The sequence below is a fragment of the Glaciecola sp. 2405UD65-10 genome, assembly GCF_048820975.1.
Lineage (GTDB): Bacteria > Pseudomonadota > Gammaproteobacteria > Enterobacterales > Alteromonadaceae > Glaciecola.
The window spans coordinates 1102516-1124564 of sequence record NZ_JBMEUF010000001.1 but is presented as its reverse complement, the minus strand read 5'-3'; the positions used below and the strand labels follow the sequence as shown (position 1 = coordinate 1124564).

21 protein-coding genes and 1 tRNA gene are annotated in these 22049 nt (G+C 40.1%); 17 read left to right on the top strand and 5 right to left on the bottom strand.

Translation table 11 applies throughout. The features are described from left to right. Window position 1: 1 nt before the first annotated feature. The 8 genes from ACOI22_RS05160 to argS all read left to right on the top strand — a co-directional run bounded on the left by ACOI22_RS05160 (window position 2) and on the right by argS (window position 6133). Window positions 2–259 (top strand): YkoF family thiamine/hydroxymethylpyrimidine-binding protein, encoded by a 258-nt coding sequence (locus ACOI22_RS05160; RefSeq protein WP_420670884.1) that lies wholly within the window; start codon window positions 2–4, stop codon window positions 257–259. Beyond that, window positions 259–873, top strand: a complete 615-nt coding sequence (pnuC, locus tag ACOI22_RS05155) for a nicotinamide riboside transporter PnuC (protein WP_420670882.1) — start codon at window positions 259–261, stop codon at window positions 871–873. Before ACOI22_RS05160 ends, pnuC begins: the two co-directional genes overlap by 1 nt. After that, window positions 860–1690: a phosphotransferase gene (locus ACOI22_RS05150; protein WP_420670880.1), complete on the top strand. Its 831-nt coding sequence runs from the start codon at window positions 860–862 to the stop codon at window positions 1688–1690. The genes pnuC and ACOI22_RS05150 overlap by 14 nt, the downstream gene beginning before the upstream one ends. Before the next feature lie 46 nt (window positions 1691–1736). Further along, window positions 1737–1813, top strand: a tRNA-Trp gene (locus tag ACOI22_RS05145). 48 nt (window positions 1814–1861) lie between these two features. Then, window positions 1862–2146, top strand: coding sequence for a hypothetical protein (locus ACOI22_RS05140; protein WP_420670878.1), 285 nt, complete (start codon window positions 1862–1864; stop codon window positions 2144–2146). 26 nt (window positions 2147–2172) lie between these two features. After that, window positions 2173–2610 carry a ribosomal protein S18-alanine N-acetyltransferase gene (rimI, locus tag ACOI22_RS05135; RefSeq protein WP_420670876.1) on the top strand — a complete coding sequence of 146 codons (438 nt, stop codon included), beginning with the start codon at window positions 2173–2175 and terminating at the stop codon, window positions 2608–2610. A gap of 164 nt (window positions 2611–2774) precedes the next feature. Next, window positions 2775–4361: a peptide chain release factor 3 gene (prfC, locus tag ACOI22_RS05130; protein ID WP_420670874.1), complete on the top strand. Its 1587-nt coding sequence runs from the start codon at window positions 2775–2777 to the stop codon at window positions 4359–4361. 38 nt (window positions 4362–4399) lie between these two features. Continuing rightward, on the top strand, window positions 4400–6133 hold the full coding sequence (gene argS / locus ACOI22_RS05125) for an arginine--tRNA ligase (RefSeq protein ID WP_420670872.1): 1734 nt from the start codon (window positions 4400–4402) through the stop codon (window positions 6131–6133). A gap of 42 nt (window positions 6134–6175) precedes the next feature. Here argS and ACOI22_RS05120 read toward each other — a convergent pair whose 3' ends face one another. Then, window positions 6176–7918: a PAS domain S-box protein gene (locus ACOI22_RS05120; protein WP_420670870.1), complete on the bottom strand. Its 1743-nt coding sequence runs from the start codon at window positions 7916–7918 to the stop codon at window positions 6176–6178. A gap of 101 nt (window positions 7919–8019) precedes the next feature. Between ACOI22_RS05120 and ACOI22_RS05115 the strand changes: the two genes are divergently transcribed. The 3 genes from ACOI22_RS05115 to lysS all read left to right on the top strand — a co-directional run bounded on the left by ACOI22_RS05115 (window position 8020) and on the right by lysS (window position 11372). Next, window positions 8020–8592 carry an NADPH-dependent FMN reductase gene (locus ACOI22_RS05115; RefSeq protein WP_420670867.1) on the top strand — a complete coding sequence of 191 codons (573 nt, stop codon included), beginning with the start codon at window positions 8020–8022 and terminating at the stop codon, window positions 8590–8592. 104 nt (window positions 8593–8696) lie between these two features. Continuing rightward, window positions 8697–9795 (top strand): peptide chain release factor 2 gene (prfB, locus tag ACOI22_RS05110; RefSeq protein WP_420670865.1). Its coding sequence is split into 2 segments (ribosomal slippage): window positions 8697–8771 and window positions 8773–9795, totalling 1098 coding nucleotides; the frame shifts between segments, so codons are not numbered across the junction. Window positions 9796–9830: 35 nt separating this feature from the next. Then, entirely contained in the window at window positions 9831–11372 is a 1542-nt protein-coding gene (gene lysS, locus ACOI22_RS05105) for a lysine--tRNA ligase (protein WP_420670863.1), read from the top strand. Between the two features lie 45 nt (window positions 11373–11417). Here the strand turns inward: lysS and ACOI22_RS05100 are convergent, their stop codons facing one another. From ACOI22_RS05100 to ACOI22_RS05090, 3 genes are read right to left on the bottom strand one after another with little or no spacing between them, the layout of a single operon-like run. Beyond that, window positions 11418–12302: a ketopantoate reductase family protein gene (locus tag ACOI22_RS05100; RefSeq protein ID WP_420670861.1), complete on the bottom strand. Its 885-nt coding sequence runs from the start codon at window positions 12300–12302 to the stop codon at window positions 11418–11420. Continuing rightward, entirely contained in the window at window positions 12299–13045 is a 747-nt protein-coding gene (locus ACOI22_RS05095; RefSeq protein ID WP_420670859.1) for a pseudouridine synthase, read from the bottom strand. Before ACOI22_RS05095 ends, ACOI22_RS05100 begins: the two co-directional genes overlap by 4 nt. Next, complete coding sequence (locus tag ACOI22_RS05090) at window positions 13020–13580, bottom strand: Hpt domain-containing protein (RefSeq protein ID WP_420670857.1); 561 nt, start codon at window positions 13578–13580, stop codon at window positions 13020–13022. The genes ACOI22_RS05095 and ACOI22_RS05090 overlap by 26 nt, the downstream gene beginning before the upstream one ends. Before the next feature lie 136 nt (window positions 13581–13716). Here ACOI22_RS05090 and ACOI22_RS05085 point away from each other — a divergent pair, with 136 nt between their 5' ends. The 4 genes from ACOI22_RS05085 to ACOI22_RS05070 all read left to right on the top strand — a co-directional run bounded on the left by ACOI22_RS05085 (window position 13717) and on the right by ACOI22_RS05070 (window position 19221). After that, window positions 13717–16551 carry a M16 family metallopeptidase gene (locus ACOI22_RS05085; protein WP_420670855.1) on the top strand — a complete coding sequence of 945 codons (2835 nt, stop codon included), beginning with the start codon at window positions 13717–13719 and terminating at the stop codon, window positions 16549–16551. A 35-nt stretch (window positions 16552–16586) separates the two neighbouring features. After that, window positions 16587–18197, top strand: coding sequence for a glutamate--cysteine ligase (gene gshA / locus ACOI22_RS05080; protein WP_420670853.1), 1611 nt, complete (start codon window positions 16587–16589; stop codon window positions 18195–18197). Window positions 18198–18305: 108 nt separating this feature from the next. Then, a complete protein-coding gene (locus ACOI22_RS05075) occupies window positions 18306–18932 on the top strand; it encodes a hypothetical protein (protein WP_420670851.1) in 627 nt (208 codons plus the stop codon). 166 nt (window positions 18933–19098) lie between these two features. Continuing rightward, window positions 19099–19221: a DUF3149 domain-containing protein gene (locus ACOI22_RS05070; protein WP_420670849.1), complete on the top strand. Its 123-nt coding sequence runs from the start codon at window positions 19099–19101 to the stop codon at window positions 19219–19221. A gap of 47 nt (window positions 19222–19268) precedes the next feature. Here the strand turns inward: ACOI22_RS05070 and smrB are convergent, their stop codons facing one another. Next, complete coding sequence (gene smrB, locus ACOI22_RS05065) at window positions 19269–19817, bottom strand: endonuclease SmrB (protein ID WP_420670847.1); 549 nt, start codon at window positions 19815–19817, stop codon at window positions 19269–19271. Window positions 19818–19966: 149 nt separating this feature from the next. On the opposite strand from smrB, the gene prmB reads away from it, so the two are divergent. After that, complete coding sequence (prmB, locus tag ACOI22_RS05060; RefSeq protein ID WP_420670845.1) at window positions 19967–20929, top strand: 50S ribosomal protein L3 N(5)-glutamine methyltransferase; 963 nt, start codon at window positions 19967–19969, stop codon at window positions 20927–20929. 9 nt (window positions 20930–20938) lie between these two features. Beyond that, window positions 20939–22045, top strand: coding sequence for a chorismate synthase (gene aroC / locus ACOI22_RS05055; RefSeq protein WP_420670843.1), 1107 nt, complete (start codon window positions 20939–20941; stop codon window positions 22043–22045). Window positions 22046–22049: the final 4 nt, after the last annotated feature.

Sequence of the window (22049 nt, the reverse complement as noted above, 5' to 3'; positions counted from 1 at the left end):
AATGCAATTAGGTGTAGAAATTTCACTTTATCCATTAAATGAACAGTATGTTTCGTATATTCAGGCCTTTATTGACCGATTAAACAGCGATGTTAAGTTATTTGTATCAACCACTCATACTAGCACGCTTATAAGCGGTGATTACGACCATGTTATGCAGGTTTTGCAACGCGAAATGAAAAGAACTTACGAAGAAACGAAACAAGCAGTATTTGTTTGTAAATTCTTAAACTCATCACACATGGGCCTTAAGCCTTAATGGAAATTTGGACCATTATAAGTGAACAATGGCAACAGCAAAGTATTATAGAAGTGTTTGCCGTACTTGCCGCTGTTACCTACGTATGGTTAGCTGCCGAGGAATCAAGCTGGTGTTGGCCATTTGGATTTCTTGGCACCATTTTATATGCATTTATTTACTGGGACGTAAGTTTGGTTTTTCAAACCTTACTGAATGTTTATTATGTAGGCATGGCATTATGGGGCTTTATAACTTGGCGTAGGAAGGGCCTAGATAGCCTAGAAATTTCACGTATGTCATTTAATTTACACATGGCCATTATTGTTGGTGGTATAGCCGCTAGTGGGTTTATATATCTTTGTGCAAGTTACTGGCTATTATACGATTTGCTGCTTATTGATATTATCATCACGGTGTTTTCGCTGACCACTACATATTTAACTGTTAAAAAGAAACTCGAAAACTGGATTTACTGGACAGTGATTAATACCGCAAGCATTTATTTATTAATAGAAACTGAATTGTATTTATCTATATTGTTGATGTTCGTGTACATACTGATTGCCTTAAAAGGCCTTAATCAATGGCTTGCTACTTATAGTGAAAATGAGTTAAAACATGCAGTCGGATAATCTTAGCTCTACAGAACTAAAACGGGTGATGCAATTACTGCAAGAGTTTGAGCTTGTGGATGTTAGCAGTGCTAATTTCAATATAGAACATATTTTTGCTGGCACCATTAACAAAAACTTTAAAGTGAGTGACGGTCAGCACTCGGTATTAATGAAGGTTTTTAGTCAGCCAAATATTCTACCCATTAATAGAACTGAGGTTTTTACATTGCAACAAGAGCTTGCCGTGTTGGGTTTAGCGCCTCAGCCCTTGTTGCTAAGTGATGATAGCGAACTATACTTTGAGCAATGGCTAAGTGATTTACGCAACGGCCAGCAAATTATTGATGTGCCAGATGCATTCAAACGTTTAGCTGATTCGCTTTATAATGTGCATAGCACGTTTATTTCTGCACCTATTCTACCTTTGTGTGATCATTGGGATAGCTATATGACACACATCCTGAATATTAACGACGCGCTGCATTCAGAATTAGCACTTATGAAAGCTGCCTATATTGAGTACGAAGCTGTAAATAAGAGCGAATATGTATTGTGTCACAACGATTTAAATATTGACCATCTTTGCATAAACAGCGATACGATTATTGACTGGGAATATGCGGCGTGCGGATGTAGGTATTTTGATATAGCAAATTGTGCATCTATTAATCAATTAGATGAACGGGGCACTAGGCTACTTTGTGACGAATATGCAAAGTTATCGAATCAATGTTCCACGCAAGTATGGGAAAATGTACAAAAGGTGTTCAAGTTCGTACGCTTTACCAGCAAGCTATGGTACATTTCTGTTGGGATTGATAAAAAGCCCGCATAAAGTACTTTATTTATTTTTAGGTGTGGTTATAATGCACGTCCATTTTAGGGGTGTAGTTCGAATTGGTAGAACAGCGGTCTCCAAAACCGATGGTTGGGGGTTCGAGTCCCTCCACCCCTGCCACTTTTCTTGTTAAAGTAAATGTTACAGCGTTCAAGGTATGGATAACTTATGCCAGCAAACTCACAACAAGAAGCACAATTTTATGCTCAATTACAAACCCTTGGAATTGACGTATATCAAGATGTAGAGCAAATTGCAGTTGATGAACTCCCATGGTTAGAAGACGTTTGTCTTATACTAGGAATTAGTCTTGATAAGTGCGTATTTGATGCACAAACGCCTAAATACGATGCTGAACTCAATATTTTACACTTACCTAAATCAAGTTTTAGTAGCGAACTCGCGTTTAAAAAAGCGCTATGGCAATCAATTAGTCCTTTTGTTTCTTTATAAGGCTTGAACTACTAGGTTAAATTCATATGCTGATATCATTTTCCCAGCACAGCCCTAATTACCATGAATTAGCTTATCAACTTTTTTGCAGTCATCGTGAATCACCTTGGTCGTATGACTTATTTTTAAAAAGTGTGAATAATAGTTTCAGTTTATATGCCCTAAGTAACAATACCTTACTTGGCTATGCTATTTTTACCTTAGTAGCTGGCGAAGCTGAGCTAGAAGATATATGTGTACATAATGACGCAAGAAATAAAGGCGTGGCTCAAGCACTTATAGAGCATTTCTCAAAGCTTTCAGGCCAACATGATATAGATTATATATTACTGGAAGTAGATGAAAATAATGAGTCAGCTATAGCTTTATATAAAAAATGTGGATTTAGTATTGTTGGAACGCGCAAAGATTATTACGCGCACAAAGACGGCACATTCAGTCATGCATTAATAATGCAAAAATAGTATTCGTTAAATGAATGATGAGCGCAAATATACAGCAATAAAATTGACGCACTAAGATATCTAGCAAGGCTGTTTTTTGATAGAATATCGCGCTTTTTTCATATGATAGAAAAAAATAAGTAATATCGCGTTAAACAATTCGTAAAGGGTAGGAACAAACAAGTATGAGTGGTAGTAATTTAGTGAATGAAATCAATATGCGAAGAACCTTCGCTATCATTTCGCATCCTGATGCGGGTAAAACCACGATTACAGAAAAAGTGCTTTTGTTTGGTCAAGCGCTGCAGGTTGCCGGTACCATTAAAGGTAAAAAGTCAGGGCAACATGCTAAATCTGATTGGATGGAAATGGAGAAAGAAAGGGGGATTTCAGTAAGTACCTCGGTTATGCAATTTCCCTATTCTGATCATTTAGTTAATTTGCTTGATACTCCAGGCCACGAAGACTTCTCAGAAGATACATACCGCACACTTACCGCGGTCGATTCATGTTTGATGGTGATTGATGCCGCAAAAGGTGTAGAAGATAGAACCATCAAATTAATGGAAGTAACACGTTTACGTGACACGCCTATTGTAACTTTCATGAACAAACTTGACCGCGACACCCGTGACCCTATTGAATTGCTTGATGAAGTAGAAGATGTTCTAAAAATAAAGTGCGCACCTATCACTTGGCCCATTGGCATGGGAAAAGAATTTAAAGGGGTGTATCACCTTCTTCGTGACGAAACGGTTCTGTACAAAACAGGCCAAGGCCACACTATTCAAGAAAAACGCGTTATTAAAGGCCTTAATAATCCCGAATTAGACGAAGCCATTGGCGTATACGCTGAAGAATTGCGAGATATGCTAGAGTTAGTTCAAGGTGCATCTCATGAATTTGAGCTTGAAGCGTTTTTAAAAGGCGAGCTAACGCCGGTATTTTTTGGTACGGCTTTAGGAAACTTTGGCGTAGATCACGTACTTGATGGCCTTATTGAATGGGCACCTGCGCCAATAGGACGAAACACGGATCTTGATACTTTCGTTTCAGCAGATGAGCCATCGTTCAGTGGTTTTGTTTTCAAAATCCAAGCAAATATGGATCCGCGTCACCGCGACCGCATTGCCTTTTGCCGAATAGTGTCAGGTAAATATCAAAAAGGCATGAAAATGCATCATACCCGCACAGGCAAAGATGTAAGAATATCTGATGCGCTTACCTTTCTTGCGGGTGATAGAGCATTGCTAGAAGAAGCCTACGCCGGCGATATTATTGGTTTGCATAATCATGGCTCTATTCGCATTGGCGATACCTTTACTAGCGGTGGCAAATACACTTTCACCGGTATTCCTAATTTTGCACCCGAATTATTTAAGCGCATTCGTTTACGCGATCCACTTAAGCAAAAGCAATTGTTAAAAGGCTTGATTCAGCTTGCAGAAGAGGGCGCTGTGCAAGTTTTCAGGCCTCTTCAAAACAATGACCTAATAGTAGGTGCGGTAGGTGTTCTGCAGTTTGATGTAGTTGTGGCACGCCTGAAAGCTGAATACAACGTTGACGCAATGTATGAACATGTAAATGTAAACACCGCGCGCTGGGTGTATGGCGATGACAGAAAAGTGGATGAATTTAGGCGTAAAACAGAAGCGTACTTGGCTTATGATGGCGGTGATAATTTAACGTATATTGCGCCTACCATGGTGAATTTGTCATTAGCGCAAGAGCGCTACCCTGACATCAAATTTGCCGCCACTCGTGAACAATAGTTTCATCTTTGACAAAATTATAGGTTTATTTTAACAACATGCATATACAACAACTATTAGTTTCGCGTTTTGAAGACGCATTACAAGCCATTGATTGCGCAGGTTCTCCAGTGCCGGTAGCTAAAAGTAATAAACCAGGCTTTGGAGAGTACCAGTTTAACGGTGCCATGGCCTTAGCGAAAAAATTAAAACAAAACCCAAGAGAAATTGCCCAGAAAGTAGTTGATGCCGTCAACTTAGACGGCATAGCTGAGAAGCTTGAAGTCGCAGGTCCAGGCTTTATTAATATCCACTTATCAAATGCGTGGTTATCACAGCAGGTTCAAGTTGCCGTGGCTGACGAACGTGTTGGTATTAACGCGCAAGCCGAGCAGAAGGTGGTGGTTGATTATTCGTCGCCTAATTTGGCGAAAGAAATGCATGTGGGTCATTTGCGCTCTACAATTATAGGTGACGCCGTTGCTAAATGCCTTGAATTTTTAGGGCACAACGTTGTTCGTCAGAATCACATGGGAGATTGGGGAACTCAATTTGGTATGTTGCTTGCGCATTTGCAAGATAAATTAGCGCAAAATGAAGTTGCCGAGACGGCCTTAAGTGATTTAGAAGATTTTTATCGTGAAGCTAAAGTACGTTTTGACCAAGACGAAAACTTTGCTAACAAAGCAAGAGAGTACGTAGTTAAGTTGCAAAGTGGTGATGAAAACTGTTTAGCTTTGTGGCAGAACTTTATTGATATCTCTATTTCTCATTCAGAAGAGCTTTACCAGAAGTTGGGCGTGAGCTTAACGCGCAACGATGTTATGGGTGAAAGCGCATACAACAATGATTTATCCGTGGTTGTTAAAGAGTTAAGTGAAAAAGGCATTGTAGTTGAAGATGCTGGGGCAAAAGTGGTCTTTATTGAAGAACTTGCTGATAAAAACGGCAAACCAGCTGTTTACATTGTGCAAAAATCAGGTGGTGGATACCTATATGCTACTACGGATTTGGCTGCTATTCGCTACCGTTCGCAACAATTAGACGCAAATAGAACACTTATTTTTACTGATGCTCGCCAAGCGCTTCATTTTAAACAAACTGAAATTGTGGCTCGAAAAGCCGGCTTTTTTAAAGAAAATGAAGCATACCAACATTGTCCTTTTGGAATGATGTTGGGTAAAGACAACAAACCATTTAAGACCAGAAGCGGTGATACTGTTAAGTTAATCGACTTGCTTGATGAAGCTGTGGAACGGGCTGAACAATTAGTACTTAGCCGCAACCCTGATATGTCTGGCGAGCAAGTTAAGGAAATGAAAGAAAAGATAGGCATTGGTGCGGTTAAGTATTCTGATTTGAGTAAAAACAGAACCACTGACTACGTATTTGATTGGGATAGCATGCTAAGTTTTGAAGGCAACACCGCGCCTTATCTTCAATATGCTTATACTCGCACCCAAAGCTTGTTTAACAATGCAGGTGTGAGCACTGACAGCGTAAAGGGGAGTGTGGCAATTGAGCACGATATTGAAAAAAGTTTGGCTTTGCATTTGCTTCAGTTCCAAGATGCGCTTGAAATTGTAGCTAAAGACGCTACACCACATGTACTTTGCAGCTATATGTATGAGCTAGCGTCTTTGTACTCACGCTTTTACGAAGCTTGCCCAATATTGAAAAGCGATGTTGCGCCAGAGCAAAAGGCCAGCCGTTTGCAGCTGTGTGCTCTTAGTGCCAAAACCCTTAAAATTGGTTTAGACTTGTTAGGCATTCCCACACTCTTAAAAATGTAAGCTTTGTTGAAGCTGAGTTAATTTAAGCTACATAAATGAGATTTATTTACCGTTTATGTAGCTTGCTAGTTTATCAACATGTTGCTTAGTTTCTTCTATTAAGCTTGTGATTTCGGTGGCAGATTCAGTAGTACTGCCCGCCAAATTTCTCACTTCATCGGCAACCACGGCAAACCCACGGCCTGCCTCACCTGCTCTTGCTGATTCAATCGCTGCATTTAATGCTAAGAGGTTGGTTTGTGAAGATATACTGTTTATAGTTTGTATAATGCCGCTTATACGGTCAAGTACTTGAGACATAGCTTCATGAGTTTCATTTAATACTGCATTTCGCTTAGACACATCTGAGCCGTACATTAATATTTTGGCAACTTTACCATTTTCATTTTCAACTGGGCTGAGCACAGCTGCAATTAAAATAGATTTACCACTTGGTAGGGCAAAAGAAATTTCACTTTGTACTGATTCACCCTTATCAATAGTATTTTGCTGTTCGTCACTTAGTTTACTGCTAAGTGGGCCAATTTTTGATTTCAAGTCATTTAAGTTTTCTGATTCGAATGATTGCAAACATAATTGGTTCGCTAGCAACAGTTCACCTTGCGCTGACCATTCAGCCACAATATTTGCTCTATTAATAGCGTCTAATTTAACGTCGTTTTCTAAGGCGCGTTTTTTAGTAATATCAATGTTAGCTTGTACCGACACATACTTTTCAACTTGCCCATCATCATTTAACACCGGGCTCACACTTAAGCTAATCCAATAGCTTTTGCCCGATTTAGTGTAATTTAAAATTTCTTCAAAGAATGACTGTTTGTTTTTTATTGCTTGTGAAATACGAGCCACGGCTTGCGGATCTGTACGTTTACCCTGCAAGAAACTGCCCGGTTTTTTTCCTACTACTTCCTCAAAAGAGTACTCAGTTAAGGTCTCAAAACCTGGGTTGACGTATTCAATTTGCCCAAGCTTGTCACATATTACCACTGAGTTTTCTGTTTCGTTGGCTAATAGTGATAAGACTGCTATTTTCTCTTGCTGTACTTTTTGCTCGGTAATATCTTTTACAAATGCGGTGTATAGTACTTTATCGTCAAGCTTAATTTTAGACAGCGATAAATTGGCCCACACATCTTGCCCTGTGAAATCTTGGAAACACACATCTCGAGAAATTCCCACTATTTTATCTTCGCCGCCATTGCGATTACTATTGACTAGCTTGTCGTGAATGCCTTGTATATCAACGGGCACTAAAATTTTCACGTTTTGATACATAACTTGGGATTTTTTGCATTTCCATAGTTTCTCGGCAGCTGCATTGAAGAAAATAATGTTGTTATTGTTATCAATGGTTACGACCCCGTCTAAGCATTGCTCTAGGGTCTTATCTATGCGCTCAAGATCTTCTCGTTGTTTTGAAATATCTTTTACAAAAGCAGTGTAGTGAATACCGGCTTTTGTTTTAACTTTTGAGATTGACAAGTTGCACCAAATGGATTTACCCGACTTAGTTTCAATCAGTACATCACGAGACACACCTACAATTTTATCTTCACCGGTTTGCCTATTAGTATTAACGTAAGTGTCGTGATCAGCTTGGTGCATTTTAGGCACAAGCATTTTTACGTTTTGTTTAATCACTTCACTTTGCGTGTAGCCCCATAATTTTTCGGCAGCAGGATTGTAAAATATTACTCTGTTATTCTCATCAATAGTCACTACTGCATCTACTGCTTGTGACAAAATATCAAACTCATTAGTTTTTGATTTACCGAAAAATGCCATGCTTTTACCCAATAATAATTGTATTCATTGTTATCGGTCAGTGAGCTGAATAGTTGAATTTTCGTACAAGTTAATTCAATTAAAATTTACTAGGAGTAAGCATGCTTAAACTATTAGCATTTAGTGGCAGTTTAAGAGATAAATCGTTCAATCACAGTATTGTGAAGGTGGCTGCTGAGGGCGCACAAGAGCAAGGCGCAGAAGTCACACTCATTCGTTTAAGTGATTATATAGCTCCGCTATTCAATGAAGACGACGAAGCTGAAACCGGTATTCCAGAAGGGGCGAAAAAGTTAAAGCAACTTATGATTGAAAGTGACGGATATATAATAGCCTCTCCCGAGTACAATAGCTCATTTAGTGCGGCCTTGAAAAACGCGATTGACTGGGCTTCGCGTAAAGAGGAGGGTGAAAAACCCTTACAAGCGTTTGCCGGAAAAACTGCAACCTTGATGGCTAGTTCGCCTGGTGCATTGGGAGGAATTCGAGGCTTAGTTCCACTAAGAATGCTATTGGGCAATTTAGGTATGCACGTCCTTCCCACTCAACAAGCAATTGGTGGAATAAGCGAGTTAATAGATGATAATGGCGAAGTCATTGACCCAGCTACAATCAAAAAACTAAAAGCATTGGGTGCGCAAGCTTACAGAACAAGCTTAGCGCTTAAAAATTAACGCATTTGGACATATTTTTATGTGTTGATAACTATTAAAAACTTCCGAATTTGGGTACACTTGCGCGCATATATTTTATCAGTAAAGAGAGCTCTCGCTTATCTATGTTTGAAGTTAACCCAATTAATAACGCTCTAGCCGACATCCGCGAACGTGCCGCTGCACTTAGGGGGTATCTTTGACTATGATGTCAAAGTAGAACAGCTAGAAGAAGTTAGCCGTGAATTGGAAAATCCAGATGTTTGGAATAATCCTGAAAATGCGCAAAAACTAGGGAAAGAACGGGTTGCCTTAGAGTTGGTGGTTAACACTATTAAACACCTTGAGCAGGGCGTTCAAGATGTTGAAGGTTTAGTTGAACTCGCTGTAGAGGCAGAGGATCAAGAAACCTTTGATGAAGCTGAGCAAGAGTTAGCAAGCTTAATTGAAGAGCTTGAAAAGCTCGAGTTTCGCCGTATGTTCTCTGGCGTCAATGATATTAACGACGGCTACATTGATATTCAATCAGGCTCGGGTGGCACTGAAGCCCAAGACTGGGCCAATATGCTAGTGCGTATGTATTTGCGTTGGGGTGAAGAGCAAGGGTTTAAAACCGAACTTATTGAAGCCTCTGCAGGCGATGTGGCCGGGATCAAAAGCGCCACTATCAAATTCACGGGTGAATATGCCTTTGGTTGGTTACGCACTGAAACCGGAGTCCACCGTTTAGTGAGAAAATCACCATTTGATTCGGGCAACAGAAGACACACTTCATTCGCGTCAGCATTTGCTTATCCAGAAGTGAATGATGATATTGATATTGACATTAATCCCGCGGATTTACGCATAGACACTTATCGAGCATCAGGCGCCGGTGGACAACACGTAAACAGAACCGACTCCGCTGTTCGCATTACGCATACGCCTACAAACACCGTGGTGCAGTGTCAAAATGATCGTTCACAGCATAAAAATAAAGACCAAGCCATGAAACAACTAAAAGCAAAGTTGTACGAGCTTGAGATGCAAAAACAAAACGAAGAAAAGCAAGCCCTAGAAGATAACAAATCAGATATTGGATGGGGAAGCCAAATACGTTCCTATGTGCTAGATGATTCGCGAATTAAAGATTTACGCACAGGAGTAGAAACCCGTAATACCCAAGCCGTGCTTGACGGTGACTTAAACAAATTTATTATTGCTAGTTTACAATCAGGATTGTAAGCGCAACTTACGCTATTATTTTATTAGGAATCTCGATGACTATTGAGCAACAAGACGAAAACAAATTGATTGCGGAACGCCGCGCAAAACTTGCGAAAATTCGCGAAAATTGCCCTTCAAATGGCTATCCTAACCAATTTCGCCGCGAACATTACGCACAAGATCTACAAGAAAGTTTCGGTGAGTTAGATAAAGAAACCTTAAGCGAGCAGGGCAATCAAGTGAGTATTGCTGGGCGAATCATGGCTAAACGCGGCCCGTTTTTATTGCTTCAAGACATGAGCGGCCGCATCCAGTCATATGCTGATAAAGCAGCCCAAAAACGTATTAAAGAAGAATACGGTAGTTTAGATATTGGCGACATTATTGGCGTGAGTGGTGCCTTGCACAAATCTGGTAAAGGCGATTTGTACGTTAATATGGAGTCTTTCGAACTATTAACAAAGTCATTGCGTCCGTTACCTGAAAAATTTCATGGCTTAGCTGATCAAGAAACTAAATATCGCCAACGTTATGTTGATTTGATCACCAACCCTGATACACGCAACACTTTTCGTATAAGAAGCGAAATTGTAAACGGCATACGCCGCTTTTTAACTGACCGTAAGTTCATGGAAGTTGAAACGCCTATGTTGCAAGTCATACCAGGAGGCGCTACCGCTAAGCCATTTGTGACCCATCACAATGCACTCGACATTGATATGTACTTGCGAATTGCGCCTGAGCTTTACTTAAAAAGGCTAGTTGTAGGTGGTTTTGAACGCGTGTTTGAAATTAACAGAAACTTCAGAAACGAAGGTTTATCCACTCGCCATAACCCTGAGTTTACGATGCTTGAGTTTTATCAAGCCTACGCTGACTACAAAGATTTGATGAACCTAACAGAAGATATGCTGCGTGAGCTAGCGCAAAATGTATTAGGGACACAGCAACTTAAAAATCACATTCGCAATACTGAAGGTGAAGTCGTTGAAGTTAAAGAATATGACTTTGCGCAACCTTTTGCTCGCTTAAGTATGGGCGATGCAATATTAAAGTATTGGCCAGACGCAAACGAACAAGCCATTAAAGACCCTGAAAATCATTTAGATGAAATGAAGGCTATGGCTAAACAACTGCATATTAAAGAGCCTGAAGTCGATGGTATTTGGGGAGCTGGCAAGTATCTTTGTGAGATTTTTGAGGCGACAGCGGAAGAAAAGCTAGACCAACCTACGTTTATTACTGAATATCCTTGGGAAGTGTCGCCTTTAGCACGTAGAAATGACGCAAACCCATTTGTAACTGACCGATTTGAGTTTTTCGTAGGCGGGCGTGAATTAGCAAACGGGTTCTCAGAGTTAAATGATTCTGAAGACCAAGCTGCGCGTTTCCAAAAGCAAGTACAAGAAAAAGATGCGGGTGATGACGAAGCCATGCATTTTGATGAAGATTACATCACTGCATTAGAATATGGCATGGCACCAACAGCCGGTGAAGGCATTGGGATTGACCGTTTGGTAATGCTATTCGCTGATTGCAATACCATTAAAGATGTTATTTTGTTCCCACACATGAAGCCATTAGCGAGTGAGTAAGCCATTGGTGAGTAATCATTAGCCAGTGAATAAGCTGATGATTACTCAGGTTTCATAACTTTTTATGGTGTTGTATAAAGAAGATATTAAAGGCGTTTTTACGCCTTTTTTTGTGCCTATACTTAGCAAGAAGCCAAGCACGCCATCAACTTCGGTTTTGCGCCGGTGTTGAACATCTTGTTGCATAGATGAATAATTATTAGCGGTGAGTTTTATTACTTCATCAATCGCTTCGTTAAATTTTAGCTGCCGCCAATCAACGTTCATTGCAGTAAAAATAGAAAACACTTCCTGTTTAAGCGAATCAAGTTCTTGTTTATGCATTAGCAGTTCACCATTTTTAACTTTCCGTACTGCTGTTAGCGGGTTAATGACGGCGTTTATCGCGAGTTTGCGGTACAAAGCTAGGCTTATGTCATTATGCAAGGTTGCGCTGGGGTGATACCTTGCGAAATCCCTTAAAAAGCCAGCGCTTGATCCGCTCATTGTGCTGTTGGTGTATGCGCCAATATCTAAGTTTCCTTGCGCCGTTTGTTGATAACAGTCGTCACTTAGCGGAAATATACCATCAGTACATGTTCCTACTAGCAGAGTATTCATCGGAAAAGCTTGGCTGAGTTGTTGCGCACCACCCATCCCATTTTGCACCAAAACGATTTTAGTTGAGCTTTGTAGCCACGGTTTAATATTATTGATAAGTGCTTTAACTTGATAGCATTTTACGCAAATCAAAAGGGCATCAAAGTCATTACTCTTAGGTTGCTTAATATCATCAAATGGAAAATCTAAAGAGACACTTAATCCACTTAGTAGCTTAAGTTTTTTAGGCTGTGTAGGCAGTGCTCTTACTAAAACAGTAAGATGCGCATTTTCCCAGTAGTGTGCAAAAAGGCTAGCAATAGCGCCTTGGCCTACAATGGCAAGCTTCATGCTTTAGGCCACGCAAGTTTATCAAATTCACTGTAGTGCTCATCATTTAATAAAGCAAAAACTTTTCCCTCACAAGGTTTGCAGCTTACGCTTATGCTTGTGCCCTTGTATTTAAAATCAAGTTTGTAGCTATGTAAGTACATACGGTCGCTTTGTGACCCCTTGTATCTATCATCACCTAATATAGGGCTACCAAGTGATTTTAAGGCCACTCTTAATTGATGGGTTTTACCGCTTTTAGGTTGCAAATATACTATGCGAAGCGCCGGACGTGCTATTTCGCTACTAACATTTATTTGTGCTTGAATGCTTCGGGTAAAAAAATAAGTAAGAGCAGGATTAGTTTGAAGCGTACTGAGTTTGTATGAGCCATTGCGTGATTTGAGCATGTCACCACAAATTTTGCCCTGTTTCTTTTTCGGTTTGCTATTTATAATTGCCACATAATACTTTTGCACAGCGTGTTGTTCAAACAGCCTACCAAACTCGCTTGCGGCTGAATTGTTCTTTGCTAAAATAATACAACCGCTGGTTTTATCATCAAGCCTATGAACAAGGTACAACGAAGACATGCCGGTTTGTTTGCACAAACGCGGAATAATACCGTGGTGGACATCATGCATTGTCAAGCCTACCGGTTTATTCACTATATAAAAATCAGAATGCTCATATACAATGGGTACCGTAGGGATCATATTGCGCGTACCAATATTTTGACTATGCAAGCTTTTTAATGATCTCAATCGCTTTTGCGTATTGCAGTTCTTCCACCAAACTGATTAAGTGCTTCTTTTCATCGTCAGACAAGTCCAAATCATTTACATATTTGTGCAGGCTTTCATCATCAATGAATTCATGACGTTCTAGCCTTTGAATAAATTCTTCGTAATATTTGTTATTAACAACACTGCTGGTAAATTCAGGCACAGAGTTTTGTGCTAAATGGACTTGTTTAATCGTGTCGCAAGTATCAGCCATAGTTTGAGCAAATAGTTCAATCATGCTGTCATCGGCAACACCTGCGCGTAGTTGTTGGTCTAAGGTTTTAGCTGATTCATATAAAGCCATTAGACCTAAATTACCTGACAAGCCCTTAGTGGTATGGACTTTTAATTTAGCTTCTTTAATTTCATTGTTATTGAACAAGTTTCTAACTTCTTCTGGAACGGTTTTAAATTCATCTTCAAATTTAATTAACATCCGCTTGAGTAAATCGGTATTACCCCCTAATTGGGTAAGGGCGAATTCTTTATCAAAAAGCTGTGCTGTCGCTGTCACTATATAACTCCTGCGAAGACGATTGAAAGTGCCTTATAATATGGGAAGTCTAGCATAAATTGTTAATTAGGCTTTTACAAATACGATTTTTTTATCCATCATAAGCAATTGAGCAAATTTTTAGATAAAGATGGTAATGATAAGTTATAAAAAACTAACAATCGCACTAGCTTCAAGCTTAATTTTAGTGGCTTGCAGCGACGCTCCGAGCAACAACTCGAGCATTAATGGCAAGCCTATAGAACTTGCAGGTGATGTCATAAAATATCACAAGTATGAGCTAAATAATGGCCTTACGGTAGTATTGCACCCTGATTCATCTGACCCTCTCGTAAATGTAAATGTGACTTATCATGTAGGTTCGGCTCGCGAAGATTACGGCCGCTCGGGGTTTGCTCATTTTTTTGAGCATATGATGTTTCAAGGTTCTCAGCATGTTGCAGATGAAGAGCATTTTAAAATCATTACAGAAGCTGGCGGAAGTTTAAATGGCACAACCAATACAGATAGAACAAATTATTTTGAAACGGTACCGGCCAATCAACTAGAAAAAATGCTTTGGCTAGAAGCTGATCGAATGGGCTTTTTGTTGCCGGCGGTTACACAAGCGAAATTTGAAACCCAGCGAGAAACAGTTAAAAACGAACGCGGTCAGCGTGTTGATAACCAGCCTTATGGCTTACGCTCAGAGCGCACAGCTGAGGCCTTATACCCGAAAGGACACCCGTACTCGTGGTCAACTATTGGTTATGTTGAAGACCTTGACCGCGTAAATGTAGAAGATTTAAAAGCATTCTTTAAACGCTGGTACGGCCCGAATAATGCGGTATTAACTATTGGCGGTGATATTGACATTCCCCAAACAAAAACGTGGATTGAAAAATATTTTGGGCCTATCCCTAAAGGGCCAGAAGTTACTCCTGCCGAAAAGCAACCCGCGAGTTTGAACGAATCGCGTTATATTACCTTAGAAGACAAAGTGCATTTACCTTTGTTACAACTCACGTACCCAACCGTATATCGAGATCATGATGATGAGCCAGCGCTAGATGTGTTAGCAAATATCTTGGGCCAAGGTAAAACATCACTGTTGTACAAAAATATGGTAAAGAATGGCTTAGCTGTACAAGCATTCGCAAACCACCCTTGTAAAGAGTTAGCTTGCGAGTTTGTTTTGTTGTCATTAGCGAATCCTCAAAATGTAAGCGACCTAGAAAGCCTTAGTGAAATTATGCAAACTTCGCTAGCGGAGTTCGAAGAGCGTGGGGTTCAAGATGATGACTTACAGCGTGTTAAAAGTGCAATAGAAAGTAACAGTATAAATGCGCTGCAAAGTGTATCAGGCAAAGTCAATATGATGGCGTCTAGCCAAATATTTAGAGGTGAGCCCGACACAGTATCACTTGATATTGAGCGCTACAACCAAGTTACCAAAGACGATGTTATGCGGGTATACAATCAATATATTAAAGATAAAGCCGCAGTAGTATTATCAATAGTACCTAATGGACAAACTGAACTGGCCGTTGCAGCACAAAACTTCAGTTTAGATAAGCGCGTTATTCCACTTAACGGTAAGCAAGTAGCTGAATTTGAAGCGCCCAGTATTGTTGATGCCTTTGACCGTAGCGTTATGCCCAAGGCAAGCGCTAATAAAGCGGTATCGGTTCCTGAATTTTGGGAGCACACCTTTGACAATGGCATAAAAGTATTAGGTGTACAAACAACGGAAGCCCCCACATTATCTATTTCATTAAGTATGGAAGGTGGGGTGTTATTAGATAACCTTGATAAACTCGGTGTGGCAAGTTTAACGGCTCAATTGTTGAATGAAAGCACACAAGCTCATTCAACCGAAGAGATTGCCAATAAACTAAGCTTGTTAGGCAGCGCTATTAATTTTAGCGCGAATGGGCGGTATATGAGCGTTGAAGTTAATACCTTAAGTAAATATGCACAAGAAACACTCGTTTTACTTGAAGATAAACTATTGTCGCCGGGCTTTACAGAGGCAGATTTTGATTTAGTTAAACAGCGCACACTACAAGGTATGCAACAATCTTTGAAAAACCCATCGGTATTAGCAAGCCGAGGCCGTAACATGCTACTTTATTCTGACCAAATACGTTTGGGTTTACCTGATTCAGGTACACTTGAAAGTATTAAATCTATTACCCTTGATGATGTTAAAGAATACTACAATAAGTACGTACGGCCGAATCATGCAACCTTAGTGGCTGTGGGGGATATGGATAAGTCAAAAGTACTCGACCTTACTCGCTTTTTAAGCAAATGGGAAAGTAAAGATTATATGTTGCCGACCTTTGAATATGATACGCAAATAGAAAAAGGCAAAATTTATATTGTAGATAATCCAGGCAGTGTGCAATCAGTGGTAAATATTTTCCGTCATGCACCGGTCTATGACCCATACGATGAATATTTTAAGTTATCATTAGCAAACTTTACCCTGGGTGGTATGTTTAATAGCCGTATTAATTTAAACTTGCGTGAAGACAAAGGCTATTCTTATGGCGCTAGGAGCCGTTTTTCAGGTGGAAAAACGACCGGAACGTTCGTAGCAAGTGCTGATGTAACTGCTGAATTTACTAAAGAGAGTATTCAAGAGTTCTTAAATGAGATAAACATGTACCAAGAAAAGGGTATGTCACAAGAGGAGCTTGTGTTTTTACAAAGTGCCTATACTCAGTCTGATGCCTTACGCTATGAAACGCCTAGCCAAAAGGCCAGATTTCTTATGCGACTGTTATCATTAGATTTGGATAAAGATTATACGGCGAAGCAGCAAGATATTATTGAGAACATTAAAATAGATGAACTTAACGCGCTTGCAGCCAAATGGCTAGATACTGATAAGATGCACATTTTAGTAGTAGGTGATGCCAATACCCTTAAAGAGTCTTTAAAAGCGTTTGGTAAAGAAATAGAGATAATAACAGTGCCTCAATAGGCCTCGTTGTAATTTAACCCTTAGAGAACAATAATTTGTCAAATAATCAAACAACATTTGAGACGAGGCTGCTAGCGGTTTCACAGCCTCGTTTTTTGCAAGCGCTTAAAGATATAAAGCATGGCGTAGAGCGTGAGACTTTAAGAGTCAATGAAAGTGGTGGTATAGCTGACACGCCACACCCTAAATCTTTAGGCTCAGCCTTAACTCACGAATACATCACAACTGATTTTTCTGAGTCATTGCTTGAATTTATTACGCCGCCAGAAAACAGAGCTAGAACATCTTTAGCGCAACTTATCGATATTCATAAATTTACTTATGAGTCTATTGGTGAAGAATACTTGTGGCCTTTGAGTATGCCGTGTTTTATAAATAGCGAAACTAAAATCCCTATTGCTAATTATGGTTCTTCTAATATTGCAAAGATGAAAGCAGTGTATCGCAATGGCTTACATCATCGCTATGGCAGCATGATGCAAGTTATTTCAGGTGTGCATTTTAATTTCTCTCTACCCGATTCTTTTTGGCAATTATGGTGTGAGAATGAAGGTGAGCAATGGAATAAAACCACGCAGTCGGCACACTACTTTTCTATGATCAGAAACTTTCGCCGATATGCTTGGGTAATCCCATACTTATTTGGTGCGTCGCCGGCTTTATGTAGTTCTTTTATTTCTCACAAAAAGTCACCCCATTCGTTTAAAACAGTAGGTAAAGGTACATACTATTTACCCTATGCAACCTCATTGCGTATGAGTGATTTGGGCTATACTAGTAGCGCGCAGTCATCTTTAAATATTTGCTACAACGACCTAGATACATACGTGAGTAGCGTGCGCAAAGCGATTGGGCAAAAAGCACCTGAATATAGCCAGTTTTCTAGCAGTGATGCACAAGGCTGGCAACAGTTGAATGGCAATATATTGCAAATTGAAAACGAGTTATATTCGCCTATTAGACCTAAGCAAATTGCCTTGTCACAAGAAATGCCAACTAATGCATTAGAAAATAGGGGCGTTAGTTATTTAGAAGTGCGCTCTTTAGACGTAAATCCATATTCTCCGATTGGAATAGAAGAAAGCCAATTCCACTACTTAGATGTTTTCTTACTTTATTGCTTGCTAGAGCCGTCACCTAAATTTGTTGAGAATTGTTTTGAAATTAGCCAAGACAATATTAATAAGACGGTTTTAGAAGGGCGAGACCCAAGTTTGATGCTGCAAAATGGCAGTGAAAAAATATCGTTAAAAGATTGGGGCTTAGGCTTAAATGAAGAGTTACTCAAAGTAGCGGCAATACTTGATGCAGCCAATGAAACCGACCGTTATTCTAAAGCGGTTAATTTGCAAAGCGAAAAATTTAATGACGCGAGTTTAACCGCCTCTGGTAAATGGCTCGCTACGCTTTTAGACAACAACATTGACAACAGTAGTTTGGGCTTAGAGCTAGCAAAAGAGTATAAGGCGCATATGTCAGGCCTTAATTATAAACATATACCTGAGCAAACCTTTGTAGAGCAAGCAAAGGCGTCAGTAATCGCGCAAAAAGAAATAGAGGCAAAAAACGAGAAACCGTTTGAACAATTTGTGAATGATTATTTCACCACACGTAAACCTCATAACCCTGATTTAGCTTGCGAATAGCAAGTTATAGGCAAAAAAAAGCCTGATGCAAAAGGCATCAGGCAATACACACTTAGGGAAATAATTAACACACATTAGTAAGAGCGACGTACTTGAGATTAGTTCATTATGTTTTTAAATAAATTCAAACATTTTTCAATTTGTTTAGTTGTATGCGGATTTTTGAGTGCTTGCGCAACAACGCAGCCCACTGAACGTGAAAATTTATGCCGTATTTTTGAAGAAAAAGATAGCTGGTATGATGCCGCGGCCGATATGCGTGAAAAATGGGGGGTGCCCATTCATGTACCTATGGCAATGATGTATCAAGAAAGCTCTTTTCGCCACGATGCACTACCCCCACGCGATTACGTCATGTTTGGACTGATTCCGTGGGGCAGGGTAAGTTCTGCCTATGGATACGCCCAAGCCAAAACCATGACTTGGAACGATTACAAAAAAGAAGCTGGCAGCATGTTCTCTGACCGTACCGATTTTGAAGATGCTATTGATTTTATGGGCTGGTTTATAAGTAAAACTCACAAAATAAATAAAATATCTAAATGGGATGCAGGCGCACAATACCTAAATTATCATGAAGGCTGGGGTGGTTATAAAAGAAAGTCTTACCGCAAAAAAGCATGGTTGGTAAAAGTAGCGAACAAAGTTGACGCTCGTTCAAGGCGCTATGCTGCACAACTTAAAACGTGTGAAGATGACTTAGATGATAACTGGTTTATTCGCCTGTTTAAGTAACAAAGCAAATGGGGAAACGTCATAAAAATTGATTTAGCTCAATAAACCGAGTGCTTAAGGGTTTTAGCTAACGAAAAAATTGATCAAGATCATCTTCGAAAATCTATTTTCAACTAATATTTACTCATCAGTTAACGCTACTTACATTAACTCAAAGGTGAATATTATGTTGGACTTATTACTTTCAGACCCCGTTGCTTGGGGCTCAATTCTTGGTATTTTTGTTGTTTGTTCTATATGCGCTTACTACGTTTATTTATTTTTACACAATGTAAAAGAAGATTTATAAAATAGATTGTTAGGCAGCCCTTATTTTAGAGCTAGTCCCAGCGCTTGTTAAAGCTTGTGCTCAATAAAATCAACATTGATTAATACGAGTAAGCCAGCTTTTCCACCAAAAGCTTTTGGGGCTTGAATAAAGCCAATCACGTCTTGGTGCTGAACTAGCCAGTTGGGAATCTTTTGCTTTAGTACGCCACTACCGTGGCCGTGGATAATATTTACGCACGGGTAATGACGTTGTTTAGCCTCAAATATTACTGCTATTATCTCTTCTTTAGCTTGGCGTGAACTTAGGCCATGTAGGTCAATTTCTATATCAGGTGGAATGTGGCCCATTTTGAGCTTTTTAAGTGCGTCTTTTGATTCAGCTTCGTTGTTTTTTAAATAAGAGAGCGGCTTATTGTGCGGCCAATGAGCTTGATATTCGTCTGAAAGTGCCACGCTAGCCAATTGCTGGCGTTTACTATTGTTTGGCGAATCTGATTTTTGTAACTTGGTAAGGTGCTTTTCTTTGCGCGTGGGTATGTATTTGTCGTAAACAACAGGCTTCGCATCTTTAAATAAAGCGGCAAACCCGCTGTCTTCATCGGTTTTTTTATTCATTCGCTTATTTTTAAAAGAAAAGTCATGTTAATTTAGTTATTATACCCAGTTCGTACACTCGTATGCATGCATATTGGCAATTAATTTTTCAAGCAAGTTGCTAGCAGTACATATAGTGATTAACTAAGGCGAAGTGAGTATAAAAGTAAATGGCTGAATTAGCCCCATCCCGTTTTAATAATGTTCAAGAGTTAAGTCATCAACTGCATAGTATTATCGACTATATTCGATTTGCGATGAGTGAGTTTAACCAGCATGATGTGTATTTTGGCCATGGTACTGAAAACCCATGGCAAGAGGCACACCGCTTAGTTTTCAGTGCTTTGGCCTTACCTTTAGACATTAGCCCACAAGAACAAGCCGTGTTTTACCCATGCACCCTAACTCATGACGAGCGAGCTACCATTTTGTCGTGGATAAAAACGCGCTGTGAAGAAGGCCTTCCCTTACCTTATTTGACGCAGCAAGCATGGTTTGCGGGTATGCCATTTTTTGTTGATGAACGCGTGTTAATACCGCGCTCACCCTTTGCTGAGCTTATTGCGAATAAATTCAGCGACTACGTATCATTACCAGAAAATCCCACTATTCTTGATATGTGTACAGGTGGTGGATGTATAGCTATAGCTTTAGCGTTTGCATTTGAAGAGGCTCAAGTAGATGCCGTTGATATTGACAGCGATGCACTTGACGTTGCCTCGTTTAATATAGCGTCTTACCAACTTGATGAACGTGTGTTTCCTATGCAGTCAGACTTATTCTCTAATTTAGGTGAGCAAAAGTATGACTTATTAGTGGTAAACCCGCCTTACGTAGATGCTGAAGATATGGACGATCTTCCACGCGAATATCATCACGAACCTGAGCTAGCGCTCGCTTCAGGCGAAGATGGCCTTGATTTAACCCTGCAATTGCTTAAATCAGCGTCTAAACATATGAATGAAAATGCTTGGTTGTTTGTTGAGGTTGGCAACAGTGAAGTGAATTTCGCTGACAGGTTTGCAGAACTTAAGGTACATTGGTGCGAACTTAGCCAAGGCGGCAGTGGAATATTTGCGATTAATAAAGCACAACTCGATGCCCAAGCGCAGTTGTTAGAAAATTTAGAATAAGGAATTAGGATGTCGGGAAATACCTTTGGTAAATTGTTTACCTTAACTACTTTTGGTGAAAGCCATGGTATAGCTATAGGCGGAGTGGTTGATGGCTGCCCTCCAGGGCTTGAGTTAACAGAAGAAGATTTACAAGTTGACTTAGATAGAAGAAAACCGGGCACTTCTCAATTTACTACCGCGCGCCGCGAGGCCGATGAAGTACAAATTCTTTCTGGTGTGTTTAACGGCGTAACGACCGGTACATCCATTGGTCTTCTGATCAAAAACACTGACCAACGCAGCCAAGATTATTCAAAAATTCAAGGCAGTTTTAGACCAGGGCATGCTGACTACACATACCAACAGAAATTTGGTATGCGTGATTTCCGTGGTGGTGGTAGGTCATCAGCGCGTGAAACTGCGGTGAGAGTTGCCGCCGGTGGAATCGCTAAAAAATTCTTAAAGCAAACTTATGGAATTGAAATACGCGGCTACATTTCACAATTAGGGCCAATTTCAATTGATACGGTAGATCACGAAATTACCAATACAAATCCTTTCTTTTGCCCCGATGCTTCTAAATTAGATGCCCTTGAGGAATACATGAGAGCATTAAAGAAAGAGGGCAATTCAGTAGGCGCAAAAGTTTCTGTATCGGCTACTAATGTGCCAGTTGGTTTAGGTGAACCGGTGTTTGATCGTTTAGATGCAGACATCGCACACGCCATGATGGGCATAAATGCGGTAAAAGGAGTTGAAGTAGGAGATGGCTTTGACTGCGTTACCCAAAAAGGCACAGATCACCGTGACGAAATATCTCCTGATGGTTTCCATACGAATCATGCCGGTGGCGTGTTAGGTGGTATTTCAACGGGTCAAGAAGTGCTAGTACATATGGCCCTGAAGCCAACGTCTAGTATTAGTATTTCAGGCCAAACGGTGGATGTAGAAGGTAAGAGCGCAGAAATTATTACAAAGGGGCGGCATGATCCTTGCGTAGGTATTCGCGCAGTGCCCATTGCTGAGGCCATGTTAGCCTTAGTTTTAATGGACCACTTGTTACGCCACCGTGGGCAAAATAGTGATGTAAATTCAATCACACCTATTATTCCAGCGCAACGAGCTGAAAAGTAGCCAT

Coding starts and splice junctions, on each gene's coding strand:
- ACOI22_RS05140 (WP_420670878.1), top strand. CDS start 1,862: ATGCCAGCAAACTCACAACAAGAAGCACAATTTTATGCTCAATTACAA.
- ACOI22_RS05100 (WP_420670861.1), bottom strand. CDS start 12,302: ATGAAGCTTGCCATTGTAGGCCAAGGCGCTATTGCTAGCCTTTTTGCA.
- prmB (WP_420670845.1), top strand. CDS start 19,967: ATGGCTGAATTAGCCCCATCCCGTTTTAATAATGTTCAAGAGTTAAGT.
- lysS (WP_420670863.1), top strand. CDS start 9,831: ATGACTATTGAGCAACAAGACGAAAACAAATTGATTGCGGAACGCCGC.
- prfC (WP_420670874.1), top strand. CDS start 2,775: ATGAGTGGTAGTAATTTAGTGAATGAAATCAATATGCGAAGAACCTTC.
- ACOI22_RS05160 (WP_420670884.1), top strand. CDS start 2: ATGCAATTAGGTGTAGAAATTTCACTTTATCCATTAAATGAACAGTAT.
- ACOI22_RS05070 (WP_420670849.1), top strand. CDS start 19,099: ATGTTGGACTTATTACTTTCAGACCCCGTTGCTTGGGGCTCAATTCTT.
- aroC (WP_420670843.1), top strand. CDS start 20,939: ATGTCGGGAAATACCTTTGGTAAATTGTTTACCTTAACTACTTTTGGT.
- smrB (WP_420670847.1), bottom strand. CDS start 19,817: ATGAATAAAAAAACCGATGAAGACAGCGGGTTTGCCGCTTTATTTAAA.
- ACOI22_RS05115 (WP_420670867.1), top strand. CDS start 8,020: ATGCTTAAACTATTAGCATTTAGTGGCAGTTTAAGAGATAAATCGTTC.
- rimI (WP_420670876.1), top strand. CDS start 2,173: ATGCTGATATCATTTTCCCAGCACAGCCCTAATTACCATGAATTAGCT.
- argS (WP_420670872.1), top strand. CDS start 4,400: ATGCATATACAACAACTATTAGTTTCGCGTTTTGAAGACGCATTACAA.
- ACOI22_RS05075 (WP_420670851.1), top strand. CDS start 18,306: ATGTTTTTAAATAAATTCAAACATTTTTCAATTTGTTTAGTTGTATGC.
- ACOI22_RS05085 (WP_420670855.1), top strand. CDS start 13,717: ATGATAAGTTATAAAAAACTAACAATCGCACTAGCTTCAAGCTTAATT.
- pnuC (WP_420670882.1), top strand. CDS start 259: ATGGAAATTTGGACCATTATAAGTGAACAATGGCAACAGCAAAGTATT.
- ACOI22_RS05150 (WP_420670880.1), top strand. CDS start 860: ATGCAGTCGGATAATCTTAGCTCTACAGAACTAAAACGGGTGATGCAA.
- ACOI22_RS05120 (WP_420670870.1), bottom strand. CDS start 7,918: ATGGCATTTTTCGGTAAATCAAAAACTAATGAGTTTGATATTTTGTCA.